Origin of the sequence: Pseudomonas fluorescens, from assembly GCF_018614775.1 — a bacterium.
Lineage (GTDB): Bacteria > Pseudomonadota > Gammaproteobacteria > Pseudomonadales > Pseudomonadaceae > Aquipseudomonas > Aquipseudomonas fluorescens_BY.
This window is the reverse complement of record NZ_JAGGOF010000012.1, coordinates 1-13,817: the sequence shown is the minus strand read 5'-3', so window position 1 is coordinate 13,817 and position 13,817 is coordinate 1. Positions and strand designations below refer to the sequence as shown.

Here is a 13,817-nt window from a genome sequence, read left to right as displayed (position 1 = left end):
CTGTTCTTTTAGCCGGTTTTATCTCGCCGATAAATAGCTAACCATGGACCGCATCGTACTTAGCTCACGGAGCCGCCCATGAAAGCCATCGCCTACTACCATTCGTTGCCCATCACCGACCCGCAATCGCTGCAGGACATCGAGCTGCCGGAACCTGTCGCCGGTCCCCGGGACCTGCTGGTGGAAGTGAAGGCCATTTCGGTCAACCCGGTGGACACCAAGGTGCGTCAGAACGTCCAGCCCGAAGGTGGCGCCGCCAAGGTGCTGGGCTGGGATGTGGCCGGGGTGGTCAAGGCCGTGGGCAGCGAAGTCACGCTGTTCAAGGCGGGCGACAAGGTCTTCTACGCCGGCTCCATCGCCCGGGCCGGCGGCAATAGCGAGCAGCATGTGGTGGATGAGCGCATTGTCGGCCACATGCCCAAGACCCTCGGTTTCGCCGAAGCAGCAGCGCTGCCGTTGACGGCCATTACCGCTTGGGAGTTGCTGTTCGAGCGGCTGCACATTCAGGAAGGCAAGGACGATCAGGGCCAGAGTTTGCTGATCGTTGGCGCAGCGGGGGGTGTGGGTTCGATCCTGACACAACTGGCCCGCCAGCTCACCGGGTTGAAAGTCATCGGCACCGCGTCCCGGCCGCAGACACAGGATTGGGTGCGGGACCTGGGCGCCGACCTGGTGATCGACCACAGCCAGCCGCTGAGCGAAGCATTGAAAGAAGCCGGCCAAGGGCAAGTGACCCACGTCGCCAGCCTGACCCAGACCGACCAGCACCTGGATCAGTTGGTCGAAGCCCTGGCGCCTCAGGGCAAGTTGGCACTGATCGACGACCCCAAGGCGCTGGACGTGACCAAGCTCAAGCGCAAGAGCCTGTCGCTGCATTGGGAGCTCATGTACACCCGCTCGCTGTTCGAAACGGCTGACATGATAGAGCAGCACAAACTACTCAACCGTGTGGCCGAGCTGATTGATGCCGGTACGCTGAAGACCACCGTCGGCGAGCACTTCGGCACCATCAACGCCGAGAACCTGCGCCGGGCCCACGCGCTGCTGGAGAGCGGCAAGTCCAAGGGCAAGATCGTGCTCGAGGGTTTCTGATCACAGGGCACTGTTCAGCCTCTGTGGCGAGGGAGCTTGCTCCCTCGCCACGCGATAGCGTACCTATGGACGATTCAACCGTCAGTCCGAGACTTGACCGCTGTCACAATTGCGATCGCATTCCGGTCTACACTCGAGGCCTTTGCAATGCAATCTTTTACGTGAGGAGGTCAGCAATGAAGATCCTGATAAAAGAAGTGGCAAAATCCCAATGGCAAGTGCGCCTCGACCAGCACGTCGTGACCTTCCGCACCGAGGCCGAAGCCCAGGCTTTCGCCAATACCCTGCAAGCGCGGATTCACGCACCGCATCATTTCCCCGAACAACAGCAGCGCGCGGTCGGCTGAGTCAGCCTTCGCCAGCGGCCTGGGCCAGCGCCCGGGCATTCTGCAGGCGACGGGTCAGCATCGCCGCGCCCACCACCAACAGCCCGCAAAGGCTGATCACCAGCGCCATGGGCACGGCGGTGCCGTCGTGCAGCGCCGCCACCAGTGCAGCGGATCCGGCGGCCACGGAGAATTGCAGGCAACCCAGCATCGCCGACGCACTGCCGGCCCGGGCGCCCTGCCCGGTCATGGCACAGGCCGAGGCGTTGGGCAGGATGCAACCCAGGCTGGCGATGCAGATGAACAGCGGGATCAGCAGCGGCCACAACTGCTCGGGCTGCAATGCACTCACGGCCAGCAGGCTCAGCCCGGCGCCCAGGTAGACCCATACCGCGCGTGCCAGCAGGAACGCCGGGCCGCGTTTTGACAACAATCGGGCGTTGACCTGGGCGACCAGGATGAACCCCGCAGCGTTGGTGCCAAACAACCAGCCGAAGTGCTCAGCCGGCACCCCATATAGTTTGATGAAGACGAACGGTGAGCCGGCGATATAAGCAAACATCCCGGCAATCGCGATGCCACCCGTCAAGGCATGACCGAGGTAGACCGGGTCGCTCAGCAGGCGAGCGTATTGGCGCAGTGCCCCTGACAGCGGCTGCCGAGGCACATGGTCCGGCAGGCTTTCCGGCAGCCACAAGGCCACGGCCGTGGCCGCCAGCGCGCTGAACAGGGTCAGGGCGATGAAGATCGATTGCCAGCCATGCAGGTTCACCAGCAATCCGCCGAGCATCGGCGCGAGGATTGGCGCCAGGCCCATCACCAGCATCAGTTGCGAAAACACCTTGGCCGAGCCGACCGCGTCGCATTTGTCACTTACCACGGCGCGGGAAATCACCATCCCGGCGCAGCCGCCCAGGGCCTGGACGAAGCGGGCGGCGATCAGCCATTCGAGGCTCGGCGCATAGGCACACGCCAGGGAAGCCAGGGTGAACAGGCCGACCCCGGCCAGCAACGGAATGCGTCGCCCGAAGCGATCCGCCACCGGTCCATAACCCAGTTGCCCGATGGACAGACCGAGAAAATAGGCGGCCAGGGTCAGTTGAATGTGTTTTTCGTCGGTACCGAAGGCGGTTGCCATGGCCGGGAAGGCAGGCAGGTAGAAGTCGATCGCCAAGGGACCGAAAGCGCTCAAGGCGCCAAGAATCAGAATGATGCGAAGGTTCATCGGGCGTCCAGGTCAGGCGTCAGTCGGCAGCCCGACAGTTTAGCCCTGCCGGGCGCGCTTGAACATTCCGATAGGTCGCTAACGATTAAAAAACTTCAGGCGGGGCCGACCTCATAGCCCTCTTCCCTGATGGCTTCAATCACCGCATCGGCCGGCATCGAACTCTGAACCTGGACCGTCTTCGCCCCCAGGTCGATTTGCACGTCGGCCGCTGGATCCCTGGCCTGCACCGCCTGGGTGATGGCCTTGACGCAATGACCGCAGGACATGCCCTGAACATTGAATACTTGCATGAGATGACTCCTTGGGATTGAGATTGCCGGCAGTTTCAAGCTTGCCCTCATGGCAAGGTCAAGTTCTGCGCAAAACTGTCGGGCTGGCAATCGGCACCGGGCTCAGCCAAGCTGCACACATCAAGGATTCCACACCGGAGGTTCAGCCATGCGCTGGTCAGCGTTCAGCCTGTTTTGCATGCTCGGTTTTTCAGCGGTGGTCCCGCAGGCGTCGGCCGAAGACTACGGCGTACTGATCATTTCCCGTGAGCGCCTGGAAGTGGCGACGTCCTGCGAAATAGGCATCTACATCCAGGATCAGCTCTCGGGTCGACTGTTCCAGGAACAGAGCACCTCGTTCAACTTGCCGCCGGGCCGGTTTTCCCTGCGCCTGAAGTTGCTGCCAGGCCAGGCCCCGGGTTGCAACCCGGGGATGCTTGCGCCGGGTTCCCAGGAAATCACCTTGCATGCCGGCGACATTCTGAAGTATCGCATTGCCATGAATGATCAGGGGATGTACCTCAAGCAGGCTGGGCTGGGTTACTGAGCTCAACGAGATCCCCTGTGGGAGGTCCACTGAGAGATCCACTGTGGGAGCGAGCCTGCTCGCGATGACGGCCTTGTGGCTGGCCTGGATTTTTTGATCGGGTACATATCCATTGCTGCGGTAACGGCCGCTTAGGGTTCCGCCCTGACGGCGGCTCACTTTTGAACAGCGCAAAAGTAAGCAAAACGCTCTTGCCCCACCACTTGGCACCTCGCTTAGGCTCGGTGTGCCCGAACGCAGGCATTGCTCCGTGGGCCGCCGCGAAGGGCCATCCATGGCCCAGCGCAGCTAATCCGGCATCCATGCCGGATTACCCACTCCTCAATACCCGCGTTCGGCCAGCGTGGTTAACGGGGCCCCCAGATCAAAAACTCGCCGAGGCGGCCTGACAGCCGACCTGGCTCTTTGGGACGTACACCAGTCCCACTGTGGGAGCGAGCCTGCTCGCGATGACGGTTTCACATTCAACATCATGCAAGCTGACGCACCGCTATCGCGAGCAGGCTCGCTCCCACAGAGGGGTGGCTCGACGGAATCTTCTCTTTGCTCCGACCAATGTGGGAGCGAGCTCGCTCGCGAAGGAGTCGGCACAGTCCATATCAATGCAAGCTGACCCACCGCTTTCGCGAGCAAGCCCACTCCCACAGGGGATCCAGGTAGGCTTCTGGATTGGCGCTTGACCTTGCCCGCATGGCAAGGTTGATCCTGTAGTCATTCACTACAGGGAGCCCGACCGATGTCCGAATCCAGCACTTTCGATCTGCCGATTACCGGCATGACCTGTGCCAGCTGCGCCGGGCGGGTCGAGCGGGCGTTGCGCAAAGTCGCGGGGGTGAGCAGCGTCAGCGTCAACCTTGCCAACGAGCGTGCCCATCTCGAATTGAACGACCAGGTTGATCCGCAAATCCTGGTCAATGCAGTCAGGCTTGCCGGTTATGACGCCGAGCTCACGCCGGCCGAGCCGTCCGCTGACGTGCAAAGCCAACGCCTGAATCATGAGCGCCTGGCGCTGGTGTTGGCGGTTCTGCTGGCGCTGCCGTTGGTGTTGCCGATGCTGTTGCAGCCGTTTGGCGTGCACTGGATGTTGCCGACCTGGGTGCAGTTCGCCCTGGCGACGCCGGTGCAGTTCATCTTCGGTGCACGTTTTTATGTGGCGGCCTTCAAAGCCGTGCGCGCCGGGGCCGGCAACATGGACCTGCTGGTCGCCCTGGGCACCAGCGCCGGTTATGGCTTGAGCCTGTATGAGTGGGCCGTTGCTCGCCCCGGCAGTTTGCCGCACCTGTATTTCGAGGCGTCGGCCGTGGTGATTGCATTAGTGTTGCTGGGCAAATACCTGGAAAGCCGTGCCAAGCGCCAGACCGCCAGCGCCATCCGCGCGCTGGAAGCCTTGCGGCCAGAACGGGCGATCCAGGTGGTCGACGGCCAGGAACGCGACGTTGCAATCAGCGCCCTGCGCTTGAATGACCGGGTGCTGGTCAAGCCTGGCGAGCGTTTCCCGGTGGACGGCGAGGTGCTGGAAGGCCAGAGCCATGCCGACGAAGCGCTGATCAGCGGCGAGAGCCTGCCGGTACCGAAGCAACCCGGCGACAAGGTCACCGGTGGCGCCATCAACGGTGAAGGCCGGCTGTTGGTGCGCACCCAGGCCTTGGGTGCCGAGACGGTCCTGGCACGCATCATTCGCCTGGTGGAAGACGCCCAGGTGGCCAAGGCACCGATCCAGAAACTGGTGGATAAAGTCAGCCAGGTCTTCGTGCCAGTGGTCCTGGTGCTGGCCCTGGCAACGCTGGTCGGTTGGTGGCTGTACGGTGCGCCGCTGGAGATTGCCGTAATCAATGCCGTCGCCGTGCTGGTGATCGCTTGTCCCTGTGCGCTGGGCCTGGCGACACCGACGGCGATCATGGCCGGTACCGGCGTGGCCGCGCGTCACGGGATTCTGATCAAGGATGCCGAAGCGCTGGAACGTGCCCATGCAGTCAACACCGTGGTGTTCGACAAGACCGGAACCCTGACCTCCGGCACGCCGCGCATCGTTCACTTCAGTGCCCTGGACGGTGAAGAGGACACGCTGCTGCAATGGGCCGGCGCGCTGCAACGTGGCAGTGAGCATCCTCTCGCCAAAGCAGTGCTGGACGCCTGCGCCGAGCGCGGCTTGAGCGTGCCGGACATCCGCGACAGCCAGTCCATGACCGGGCGCGGCATTGCCGGCAGCCTTGACGGACGTCGTCTGGCCCTGGGCAACCGGCGCCTGCTGGACGAACTGGGCCTGAGCCCCGGTGCACTGGCCGAATCGGCACAGGCGTGGGAGAGCGAAGGTCGGACCTTGTCCTGGCTGATCGAACAAAACGAGACGCCTCGGGTACTGGGTCTGTTCGCCTTCGGCGACTCGCTCAAGCCCGGCGCCCTCGCTGCGGTGCAGGCCCTGGGCGAGCGTCATATCGCCAGCCACTTGCTCACCGGCGACAACCGGGGCAGCGCCCAAGTGGTGGCCCGGGCGCTGGGGATCGCCAACGTGCATGCTGAAGTGCTGCCAGGGGACAAATCCGCCATCGTCCAGCAATTGAAGGAGCATTCGGTGGTGGCGATGGTCGGCGACGGCATCAACGACGCCCCGGCCCTTGCCGCCGCGGACATCGGCATTGCCATGGGCGGCGGCACCGACGTGGCGATGCACGCGGCCGGCATCACCCTCATGCGCGGCGATCCGCGACTGGTGCCGGCGGCGCTGGACATCAGCCGCAGGACCTACGCCAAGATCCGCCAGAACCTGTTCTGGGCGTTCGTCTACAACCTGATCGGCATTCCCCTGGCGGCATTCGGTCTGCTCAATCCGGTGCTGGCCGGCGCGGCGATGGCGTTGTCGAGCGTCAGCGTGGTGAGCAATGCGTTACTGTTGAAGTTCTGGACGCCTAAACAGCTGGAGAACAAGCGATGAACATCGGCCAAGCAGCCCGCCAGAGTGGCCTGAGCGCGAAGATGATCCGTTATTACGAATCCATCGGCCTGCTCAAGGCCGCCCATCGCACCGACAGCGGCTACCGGATCTACGGCGCCGATGACCTGCACACCCTGGCCTTCATCAAGCGCTCCCGGGACCTGGGGTTTTCACTGGAAGAAGTCGGCAAACTGCTGACCCTCTGGCAAGACCGCCAACGGGCCAGCGCCGACGTCAAGGCCCTTGCCCGGCAACACATCGATGAGCTGAACCAGAAAATCCGCGAACTGGCCGAACTGCGCGACACCCTCCAGGACCTGGTGGAGCACTGCCACGGCGATCACCGCCCGGATTGCCCGATCCTCAAGGAACTGGCTTCGGGCTGCACAAAAGCAGTGCCTGCCTGATAGCCGCACCCAAAGGGGACTCGCGGCGAACGCGGATGTTGATACCAATCAGAAACCAATGTGGGAGCGGGCTTGCTCGCGAAGGCGCAGGCACTTTCAACATCTCTGCAAGCTGGCCCACCGCTTTCGCGAGCAAGCCCGCTCCCACAGGGCCAGTTCTAGTTAAGCGATCACTGCATCCAGGGCGGAGGCGGTTCTTCGGTTTTGCCCGGCGGGGCATCGTCGGCGGCGCGGACGGCCTGGCGGCGTTCCTCGTCCAGGCGCGCCGCCTCGATTTCGCGCATGATCCCGCCTACATCCGCCATTTCTTCCGGCTCGTCGAACTCGCCGGTCAATACGCTGCCCGGGTGCAAGGTGCCGGCTTCATACAACGCCCACATTTCCTTCGCGTACTTGGTGTGCTTGAGCTCCGGAGCGAACCGACCGAAGTAGGACGCCATGTTGCCCACGTCCCGCTCCAGCATGCTGAAGGCATGGTTGTTACCGGCAGCATCCACGGCTTGCGGCAGATCGATGATCACCGGACCCGTCGGCGTGAGCAGTACGTTGAACTCCGACAGGTCACCGTGCACCAGGCCGGTACACAGCATCAGCACGATCTGGGAAATCAGGAACGCGTGATATTCACGGGCCTGGTCCGGCTCCAGCACCACATCGTTCAGGCGCGGTGCCGCATCGCCATACTCGTCGGCGACCAACTCCATCAGCAGCACGCCTTCAAGGAAGTCGAACGGCTTGGGCACGCGCACACCGGCGCTCGCCAAGCGGAACAACGCGGCCACCTCGGCATTCTGCCAGGCGTCCTCGGTCTCCTTGCGCCCGAATTTCGAGCCCTTGGCCATGGCGCGGGCCTGGCGGCTGTTACGCACCTTGCGGCCTTCCTGGTATTCGGCCGCCTGACGAAAACTTCGCTTGTTCGCCTCCTTGTAGACCTTGGCGCAACGCAGCTCATTGCCACAGCGCACCACATAAACAGCTGCTTCTTTACCACTCATGAGTGGGCGCAGCACCTCGTCGACCAGACCGTCCTCGATCAGGGGTTCAATGCGTTTTGGAGTCTTCATCAGCTTTTATTGTGGGTCCTTCATTACCGAACACGCGAATGACAGTCGTTATACGGCAATCCTCGCTCCACGGGGAGGGGGTGCCGACCTATGAGCCTGCGATGCACACACTGTGCCGGACTCAATCATCCGCTGCGAATCATAGCCGAGACCGGGCGTGGCGCCGGTAGCAGGACGCGGAGGTCTTTGCGACGAGAGCTGACAGGACATGCGCCGCTGTCACCGCCCAGGTCAATGTTTGAACAATTCCCCCGGCGTAAAACCAAACATGCCCTTGAACGCTGCGATAAAGGCGGAGGTGGAATCGTAGCCACAGGACAGCGCGGCGCTGGTGACGCTATCGCCTTTTTCCAGCGATCCCAGGGACGATAACAAACGCATGCGCTGGCGCCAGGCGCGGAAGCTCAGGCCGGTTTCGCGCTGGAACAGCCGCATCAAGGTTTTTTCCGAAGTGCCCAGGCGATCCGCCCAGGCTTGCAGCGTGACACTCTGCTCAGGCTGCTCGATCAGCTCATTACACAACGCGAGCAGACGCGCATGGCGCGGCAGCGGCAGGGAAAAGCCCACTTCCGGCAGCGTTGCCAACTGGTCCAGCAGTACCTGAACCAAGCGCTGCTCCTGGCTATTGTCCTGCGGATAGTCAGCCGGAAACTGACAGAACACCTTGATCAACTCCCGCGCCAGTGGCGTAACTTCCAGCACCCGGCAGCGCCCATCCGCCCACGGACAGGCCTGGCGATGGACATACAGGCTGCGCATCTCCGCCCGGGTAGAGGTCACCACCTGATGCTCCAGGTCGGCCGGAATCCAGATGCCCCGTTGCGGCGGCGCGAAGAAACTGCCTTCCGCGGTGTGCACGCCAAGTACGCCACTGATGGCGTAGGAAAACTGCACCCAATCATGGCAATGGGCTTGCGTCCACGACCCGGCGCTCAAGCTTTCGACACGGGCGTACAGCGGCCTCGGCAGTTGCACCAGGTCAGGGATGCGGCGTTCGAGTTGCTGGTGTCCGTTAGTCGGCATTGATTGGCCTTATGTCGCAAGACGACTGTTTGCGACGACGTTAGGCTAAGTCGACTTTTCTTACAACTTGCGGTGCCCTATGCCTATTTTTCGACACCTCAAACGGATAATGACCGACTGGTTCCTCTGCGGCATGCTCCTCGCCACGCTGCTGGCCTACTTCTTCCCGACGTTTGGTGCCACCGGTGGCGCCATGCATGCCGAATGGGTCGTCAACATCGGTATCTTCGTGGTGTTTTTCCTGCATGGGGTCAACCTGTCCGGCGAGCAGATCCGCCACGGCCTGAAAAACACCCGGCTGCACCTGATGGTCCAAGGCTTTACCTTCGGCGTGTTCCCGTTGCTCTGGCTGCTGAGCCACTGGCTATTGGGCAGCCATGTGCCAGCGCTGCTGATGCTGGGCTTCTTTTACCTGTGCGCCCTGCCCTCGACCATCTCCTCCTCGGTGGCCCTGACCGGCAGCGCTGGCGGCAACGTGCCGGCGGCAATTCTCAACGCAAGCCTGTCCAGTGTGCTGGGGGTTGTCCTGACGCCGCTGCTGGTCAGTTTCGTGGTCGGACGCGGGGCCGGCGGCATCGACCTGGGCGCCACCCTGCTCGACCTGTGCATGATGTTGCTGCTGCCGCTGGTGCTCGGGCAGGTCCTGCGGCGTTGGCTCGCCGGTTTTTTCGGCCGGTATAAACGCTATACCAACCTCATCGACAAACTGGTGATCCTGCTGCTGGTCTACGCGGCGTTCTGCAATTCGATGGTGTCCGGGATCTGGCAGCAGCAAGGCAAGGGCCTGCTGCTCAGCGCGGTGCTGGGCAGCGCCGTGCTGTTGGCGATCATTTTGTGGATGACCACCCGCACCGCCCGCGCCTTGCGATTCAACAGTGCCGATGAAATCGCCGCGGTGTTCTGCGCCAGCAAGAAATCCCTCGCCGCCGGGGTGCCGATGGCCGCGTTGATCTTTGGCAACGACCCCGGCCTGGGCCTGATCCTGTTGCCGATCATGATCTACCACCCGTTGCAATTGATCGTCTGCTCGATCCTCGCCGAGCGCTATGCCAGCCGCCAGCGGGCGCAAGCCACCCGACCGGCCGAAGCGGCCCTCAACGCTCGATAATCGCCGTCACACCCTGGCCGGCGGCCGCGCAGATGGAGATCAGCCCGCGGCCCCGCCCGGCGGCATCGAGCAACTTGGCGAGGTTGGCAACAATTCGCCCGCCCGTGGCGGCAAACGGGTGCCCGGCGGCCAATGAGCTGCCCTTGACGTTCAAGCGGCTGCGGTCGATGGTGCCCAGCGGCGCGTCGAGGCCCAGGCGGGTCTTGCAATAATCTGGGTCTTCCCAGGCTTTCAACGTGCACAGCACCTGGGCGGCGAACGCTTCGTGAACCTCGTAGTAATCGAAATCCTGCAAGCTCAGGCCGTTGCGCGCCAACAGCCGTGGCACGGCGTAGACCGGCGCCATCAGCAGCCCTTCGGCGCCATGGACGAAATCCACTGCCGCCGTTTCGCCGTCGCGCAGGTACGCCAGGATCGGCAGGCCCCGCGCCTTCGCCCATTCTTCGCTGCCCAGCAACACCAGCGAGGCGCCATCGGTCAGTGGCGTGGAGTTGCCCGCCGTCAGGGTGCCCTTGGCACTTTTTTCGAAGGCGGGCTTGAGGGCGGCGAGTTTTTCCAGGGTCAGGTCGGGCCGCAGGTTGTTGTCCCGGGTCAGGCCGAGAAACGGCGTCATCAAGTCGTTATGCCAACCTTCGGCGTAGGACGCGGCCATTTTCTGATGGCTTTCCAGGGCCAACTGGTCCTGCGCCTCCCGGGGGATCTGCCAGGCCTGGGCCATCAGTTCACAGTGTTCGCCCATGTTCAGGCCGGTGCGCGGCTCGTTGATCCGCGGCAGGTCGGGGGCCAGATGCTGCGGCCGCAACTGCAGGAATACCTTGATCTTATCGGCGGTGGTCTTGGCACGATTGGCTTGCAGCAGGATCTTGCGCAGCCCCTCATTGACGGCGATCGGTGCGTCCGAGGTGGTGTCTACGCCGCCAGCAATGCCGCTGTCGATCTGGCCCAGAGCGATTTTGTTGGCAACCAGCAATACCGTTTCCAGCCCGGTGCCGCAGGCCTGTTGAACGTCGTAGGCCGGGGTACTGGGGGACAGCCGCGAGCCGAGCACGCATTCGCGGGTCAGGTTCATGTCACGGGAATGCTTGAGCACCGCGCCGGCGGCCATCTCGCCGATATGCAACCCATGCAGGTTATAGCGTTCGATCAAGCCTTCCAGGGCGGCGGTCAGCATCGCCTGGTTACAGGCGGTGGCATAGGGCCCGTTGGAGCGGGCGAAGGGAATGCGGTTACCACCGATAATCGCAACGCGGCGTAGCTGTGTCATGAAGAACTCCCTGTGTCTGTGCCGATGCGCCAGGGGCGGCAAAGCCCCGCTCGCACACAAGCTTAGGCTTTATCGGGCGGATCGAACGACTGATTGCCAATGATGGTCCACACTTGGAACCTCATCAGCCGGAGTGTGTTCCATGTCTGACCGTTATATCGACTTCGCCAATTCGCCCGTTGGCCTGCGTCTGGTCGGGGCCCTCGGCCTGCCTTCGCCGGTACGCCTGGAACGCTGGCAGGCCGGGCGGCTGCGACCGATCGAAGGGGCATTGCTACTGGGCGGTGGGCCGTTGACCGAGCAGATCGACACATTTGCCAAGCGCCTGACCGACGCCATCTTCGTGTACGGCGGCGAATCGACCCTGGCCACCGAGTGGATCCCCGGCCACGGCCCGAAAATCAAGGCGGTGGTCTATGACGCCAGCCACTTGGTGCAGACCGACCAGCTCAAGCAGCTGCGAGAATTTTTCCAGCCCTTGATGAAAAACCTCGACCGCAGCGCCCATGTGGTCATCCTCGGTCGCGCTCCGGAACGTCTTACGGACCCGTTCGCCGCCAGTGCCCAGCGGGCGCTGGAGGGTTTCAGCCGGTCCCTGGCCAAAGAGCTGCGCCATGGCGGGACCCTGCAATTGCTGTACGTCGGCGAGGGTGCCGAAACCCAGCTCGAAGGTGCGCTGCGGTTCTTCCTGTCGCCCAAAAGCGCCTTCGTGTCCGGCCAGGTCATTCGTCTCAACGCCTGCGATACCCAGGTCCAGGACTGGACCCGCCCGCTCACCGGGCTCAAGGCATTGGTCACCGGCGCAGCACGGGGGATCGGCGCCTCCATCGCCGAAACCCTGGCCCGGGATGGCGCCGACGTGATCCTGCTGGACGTGCCCCAGGCCAAGACCGACCTCGACGCCCTGGCTGCCCGCCTGAGCGGGCGCAGCCTGACGCTGGATATCTGCGCCGAAGACGCCGCCGCGCAATTGATCGAACACTTGCCCGACGGCGTCGACATCGTGGTGCACAACGCCGGCATTACCCGCGACAAGACCCTCGCCAACATGACCCCGGAGTTCTGGGACGCGGTCCTGGCCGTCAATCTCAACGCCCCGCAGGTACTGACCAGGGCCCTGCTCGACAGCGGCACGCTGCGGGACAACGGCCGAGTGATTCTGCTCGCGTCCATCAGCGGCATCGCCGGCAATCGGGGGCAAACCAACTATGCGGCGAGCAAGGCCGGGTTGATTGGCCTCGCCCAGGCCTGGGCGCCGCTGTTGCAGGCACGCGGTATCAGCATCAACGCGGTGGCGCCGGGCTTCATTGAAACCCGTATGACCGCCGAAATCCCTTTCGCCCTGCGCGAAGCCGGGCGGCGCATGAGTTCCCTGGGCCAGGGCGGCCTGCCCCAGGATGTGGCCGAAGCCGTCGCGTGGCTGGCGCAACCGGGCACGGGCGCTGTCACCGGGCAGGCATTGCGAGTGTGTGGGCAAAGCCTGCTGGGGGCCTGACATGACGATTCAATGGCAGGAAGTCGACGGCACGCCATCCATGGCCGGGCTTTACATGAAGGCGGCGACGCGGCGCAAGATCACTGGCCAGACCTTGCCGGAGCGAGGCCTGCGCCAGGTGCTCCACGTCGACCCGCAACGCCTGGTGGCGTATCGCACAGTCTGCGGTTTTACCGACAACGGACTGCTGCCGCCCACCTACCCCCACGTGCTGGCGTTCGCGCTGCAAATGCAGTTGCTCACCCACCGGGACTTTCCGTTTCCGCTGCTGGGCTTGATTCACCTGAGCAACCGCATCCGTGTGCTGCGGCCCATGGGCGGGGTCGGCCAGGTGCGGGCCAGCGTCAACGTCGAGAACCTGCAAGCCCACCCCAAGGGTGCGGTGTTCGATCTGGTGACCCGCCTCGATGATCAGCTGGGGCTGCTGTGGCAAGCCCATAGCCAGATGCTGTGCAAGGGCGTGCAGCTCGACAGTGCGCCGATGGAGGCGCCGCCATCGATCCTTCCGATATTGATTGAAGTGGCACGCTGGGCTGCACCGTCTGACATTGGCCGGCAGTACGCCAAGGTGTCCGGCGACTACAACCCGATTCACCTGAGCGCCGCTAGCGCCAAGCTGTTCGGCTTCCCCACCGCCATTGCCCATGGCTTGTGGAACAAGGCCAGAACCCTGGCGGCGCTGGATAAGCATCTGCCCGAGGCCAACATCGAGATCGAGGTGACCTTCAAAAAGCCGGTGCGCCTGCCCAGCGAGGTGACGCTGCTGGCGAGTGCGGCGGGGTCCAGCGGGGATTTGCAGTTGGTGGGGGCTGGGGAATTGGAGCATATGGTGGGGAGCTGGCGGCCGGCGGGATGAGGGGCTAAAGCAAAAGATGTGTAGGCTATCAGACCGCCATCGCGAGCAGGCTCGCTCCCACAATTGGATTGGGTTGCGCCCACTTTTGCGCTCGCTATAAATCCCTGTGGGAGCGAGCCTGCTCGCGATGGCGGTGGGTCAGCTGGCATCGATGTTGAATAGGCCGCCGTCATCGCGAGCAAGCTTGAACTGGTCAAGTAATATTG

General features: G+C 63.3%; 13 protein-coding genes. 8 read left to right on the top strand and 5 right to left on the bottom strand.

The annotated features are described in order from the left end of the window. Window positions 1-78 precede the first annotated feature (78 nt). A complete protein-coding gene (locus J7E36_RS03725; protein WP_215000010.1) occupies window positions 79-1,092 on the top strand; it encodes a zinc-binding alcohol dehydrogenase family protein in 1,014 nt (337 codons plus the stop codon). A 176-nt stretch (window positions 1,093-1,268) separates the two neighbouring features. Then, complete coding sequence (locus J7E36_RS03720) at window positions 1,269-1,439, top strand: hypothetical protein (RefSeq protein WP_215000008.1); 171 nt, start codon at window positions 1,269-1,271, stop codon at window positions 1,437-1,439. Window position 1,440: 1 nt separating this feature from the next. On the opposite strand, the gene J7E36_RS03715 is transcribed toward J7E36_RS03720, so the two are convergent. Further along, window positions 1,441-2,643 (bottom strand): multidrug effflux MFS transporter, encoded by a 1,203-nt coding sequence (locus tag J7E36_RS03715; protein WP_215000006.1) that lies wholly within the window; start codon window positions 2,641-2,643, stop codon window positions 1,441-1,443. Between the two features lie 95 nt (window positions 2,644-2,738). Next, on the bottom strand, window positions 2,739-2,936 hold the full coding sequence (locus J7E36_RS03710; RefSeq protein ID WP_215000004.1) for a heavy-metal-associated domain-containing protein: 198 nt from the start codon (window positions 2,934-2,936) through the stop codon (window positions 2,739-2,741). Between the two features lie 148 nt (window positions 2,937-3,084). Here J7E36_RS03710 and J7E36_RS03705 point away from each other — a divergent pair, with 148 nt between their 5' ends. The 3 genes from J7E36_RS03705 to cueR all read left to right on the top strand — a co-directional run bounded on the left by J7E36_RS03705 (window position 3,085) and on the right by cueR (window position 6,801). Beyond that, window positions 3,085-3,462: a hypothetical protein gene (locus J7E36_RS03705; protein ID WP_215000002.1), complete on the top strand. Its 378-nt coding sequence runs from the start codon at window positions 3,085-3,087 to the stop codon at window positions 3,460-3,462. 736 nt (window positions 3,463-4,198) lie between these two features. Continuing rightward, entirely contained in the window at window positions 4,199-6,394 is a 2,196-nt protein-coding gene (locus J7E36_RS03700; protein ID WP_215000000.1) for a heavy metal translocating P-type ATPase, read from the top strand. Then, window positions 6,391-6,801 (top strand): Cu(I)-responsive transcriptional regulator, encoded by a 411-nt coding sequence (gene cueR, locus J7E36_RS03695; protein WP_214999998.1) that lies wholly within the window; start codon window positions 6,391-6,393, stop codon window positions 6,799-6,801. Before J7E36_RS03700 ends, cueR begins: the two co-directional genes overlap by 4 nt. A gap of 170 nt (window positions 6,802-6,971) precedes the next feature. Here the strand turns inward: cueR and J7E36_RS03690 are convergent, their stop codons facing one another. Further along, window positions 6,972-7,865, bottom strand: a complete 894-nt coding sequence (locus J7E36_RS03690) for a PA4780 family RIO1-like protein kinase (RefSeq protein ID WP_214999996.1) — start codon at window positions 7,863-7,865, stop codon at window positions 6,972-6,974. Between the two features lie 231 nt (window positions 7,866-8,096). Further along, window positions 8,097-8,888, bottom strand: a complete 792-nt coding sequence (locus tag J7E36_RS03685; protein WP_214999994.1) for an AraC family transcriptional regulator — start codon at window positions 8,886-8,888, stop codon at window positions 8,097-8,099. Window positions 8,889-8,967: 79 nt separating this feature from the next. Here J7E36_RS03685 and J7E36_RS03680 point away from each other — a divergent pair, with 79 nt between their 5' ends. Further along, window positions 8,968-9,996 carry a bile acid:sodium symporter family protein gene (locus tag J7E36_RS03680; protein WP_214999992.1) on the top strand — a complete coding sequence of 343 codons (1,029 nt, stop codon included), beginning with the start codon at window positions 8,968-8,970 and terminating at the stop codon, window positions 9,994-9,996. Here the strand turns inward: J7E36_RS03680 and J7E36_RS03675 are convergent. Next, the gene (locus tag J7E36_RS03675) at window positions 9,983-11,260 is read right to left on the bottom strand and encodes an acetyl-CoA C-acetyltransferase (RefSeq protein ID WP_214999990.1); all 1,278 of its coding nucleotides are present in this window, start codon (window positions 11,258-11,260) and stop codon (window positions 9,983-9,985) included. The genes J7E36_RS03680 and J7E36_RS03675 overlap by 14 nt on opposite strands. Before the next feature lie 142 nt (window positions 11,261-11,402). Here J7E36_RS03675 and J7E36_RS03670 point away from each other — a divergent pair, with 142 nt between their 5' ends. Beyond that, the gene (locus tag J7E36_RS03670) at window positions 11,403-12,755 is read left to right on the top strand and encodes a 3-oxoacyl-ACP reductase (RefSeq protein ID WP_214999988.1); all 1,353 of its coding nucleotides are present in this window, start codon (window positions 11,403-11,405) and stop codon (window positions 12,753-12,755) included. Window position 12,756: 1 nt separating this feature from the next. Next, entirely contained in the window at window positions 12,757-13,611 is an 855-nt protein-coding gene (locus J7E36_RS03665; protein ID WP_214999986.1) for a MaoC family dehydratase, read from the top strand. Window positions 13,612-13,817 lie beyond the last annotated feature (206 nt).

What these genes read in the sequence shown, in the direction of transcription:
- cueR (WP_214999998.1), top strand. Translation starts at nt 6,391, where the DNA reads ATGAACATCGGCCAAGCAGCCCGCCAGAGTGGCCTGAGCGCGAAGATG.
- J7E36_RS03675 (WP_214999990.1), bottom strand. Translation starts at nt 11,260, where the DNA reads ATGACACAGCTACGCCGCGTTGCGATTATCGGTGGTAACCGCATTCCC.
- J7E36_RS03670 (WP_214999988.1), top strand. Translation starts at nt 11,403, where the DNA reads ATGTCTGACCGTTATATCGACTTCGCCAATTCGCCCGTTGGCCTGCGT.
- J7E36_RS03690 (WP_214999996.1), bottom strand. Translation starts at nt 7,865, where the DNA reads ATGAAGACTCCAAAACGCATTGAACCCCTGATCGAGGACGGTCTGGTC.
- J7E36_RS03705 (WP_215000002.1), top strand. Translation starts at nt 3,085, where the DNA reads ATGCGCTGGTCAGCGTTCAGCCTGTTTTGCATGCTCGGTTTTTCAGCG.
- J7E36_RS03700 (WP_215000000.1), top strand. Translation starts at nt 4,199, where the DNA reads ATGTCCGAATCCAGCACTTTCGATCTGCCGATTACCGGCATGACCTGT.
- J7E36_RS03715 (WP_215000006.1), bottom strand. Translation starts at nt 2,643, where the DNA reads ATGAACCTTCGCATCATTCTGATTCTTGGCGCCTTGAGCGCTTTCGGT.
- J7E36_RS03680 (WP_214999992.1), top strand. Translation starts at nt 8,968, where the DNA reads ATGCCTATTTTTCGACACCTCAAACGGATAATGACCGACTGGTTCCTC.
- J7E36_RS03720 (WP_215000008.1), top strand. Translation starts at nt 1,269, where the DNA reads ATGAAGATCCTGATAAAAGAAGTGGCAAAATCCCAATGGCAAGTGCGC.
- J7E36_RS03665 (WP_214999986.1), top strand. Translation starts at nt 12,757, where the DNA reads ATGACGATTCAATGGCAGGAAGTCGACGGCACGCCATCCATGGCCGGG.
- J7E36_RS03685 (WP_214999994.1), bottom strand. Translation starts at nt 8,888, where the DNA reads ATGCCGACTAACGGACACCAGCAACTCGAACGCCGCATCCCTGACCTG.
- J7E36_RS03710 (WP_215000004.1), bottom strand. Translation starts at nt 2,936, where the DNA reads ATGCAAGTATTCAATGTTCAGGGCATGTCCTGCGGTCATTGCGTCAAG.
- J7E36_RS03725 (WP_215000010.1), top strand. Translation starts at nt 79, where the DNA reads ATGAAAGCCATCGCCTACTACCATTCGTTGCCCATCACCGACCCGCAA.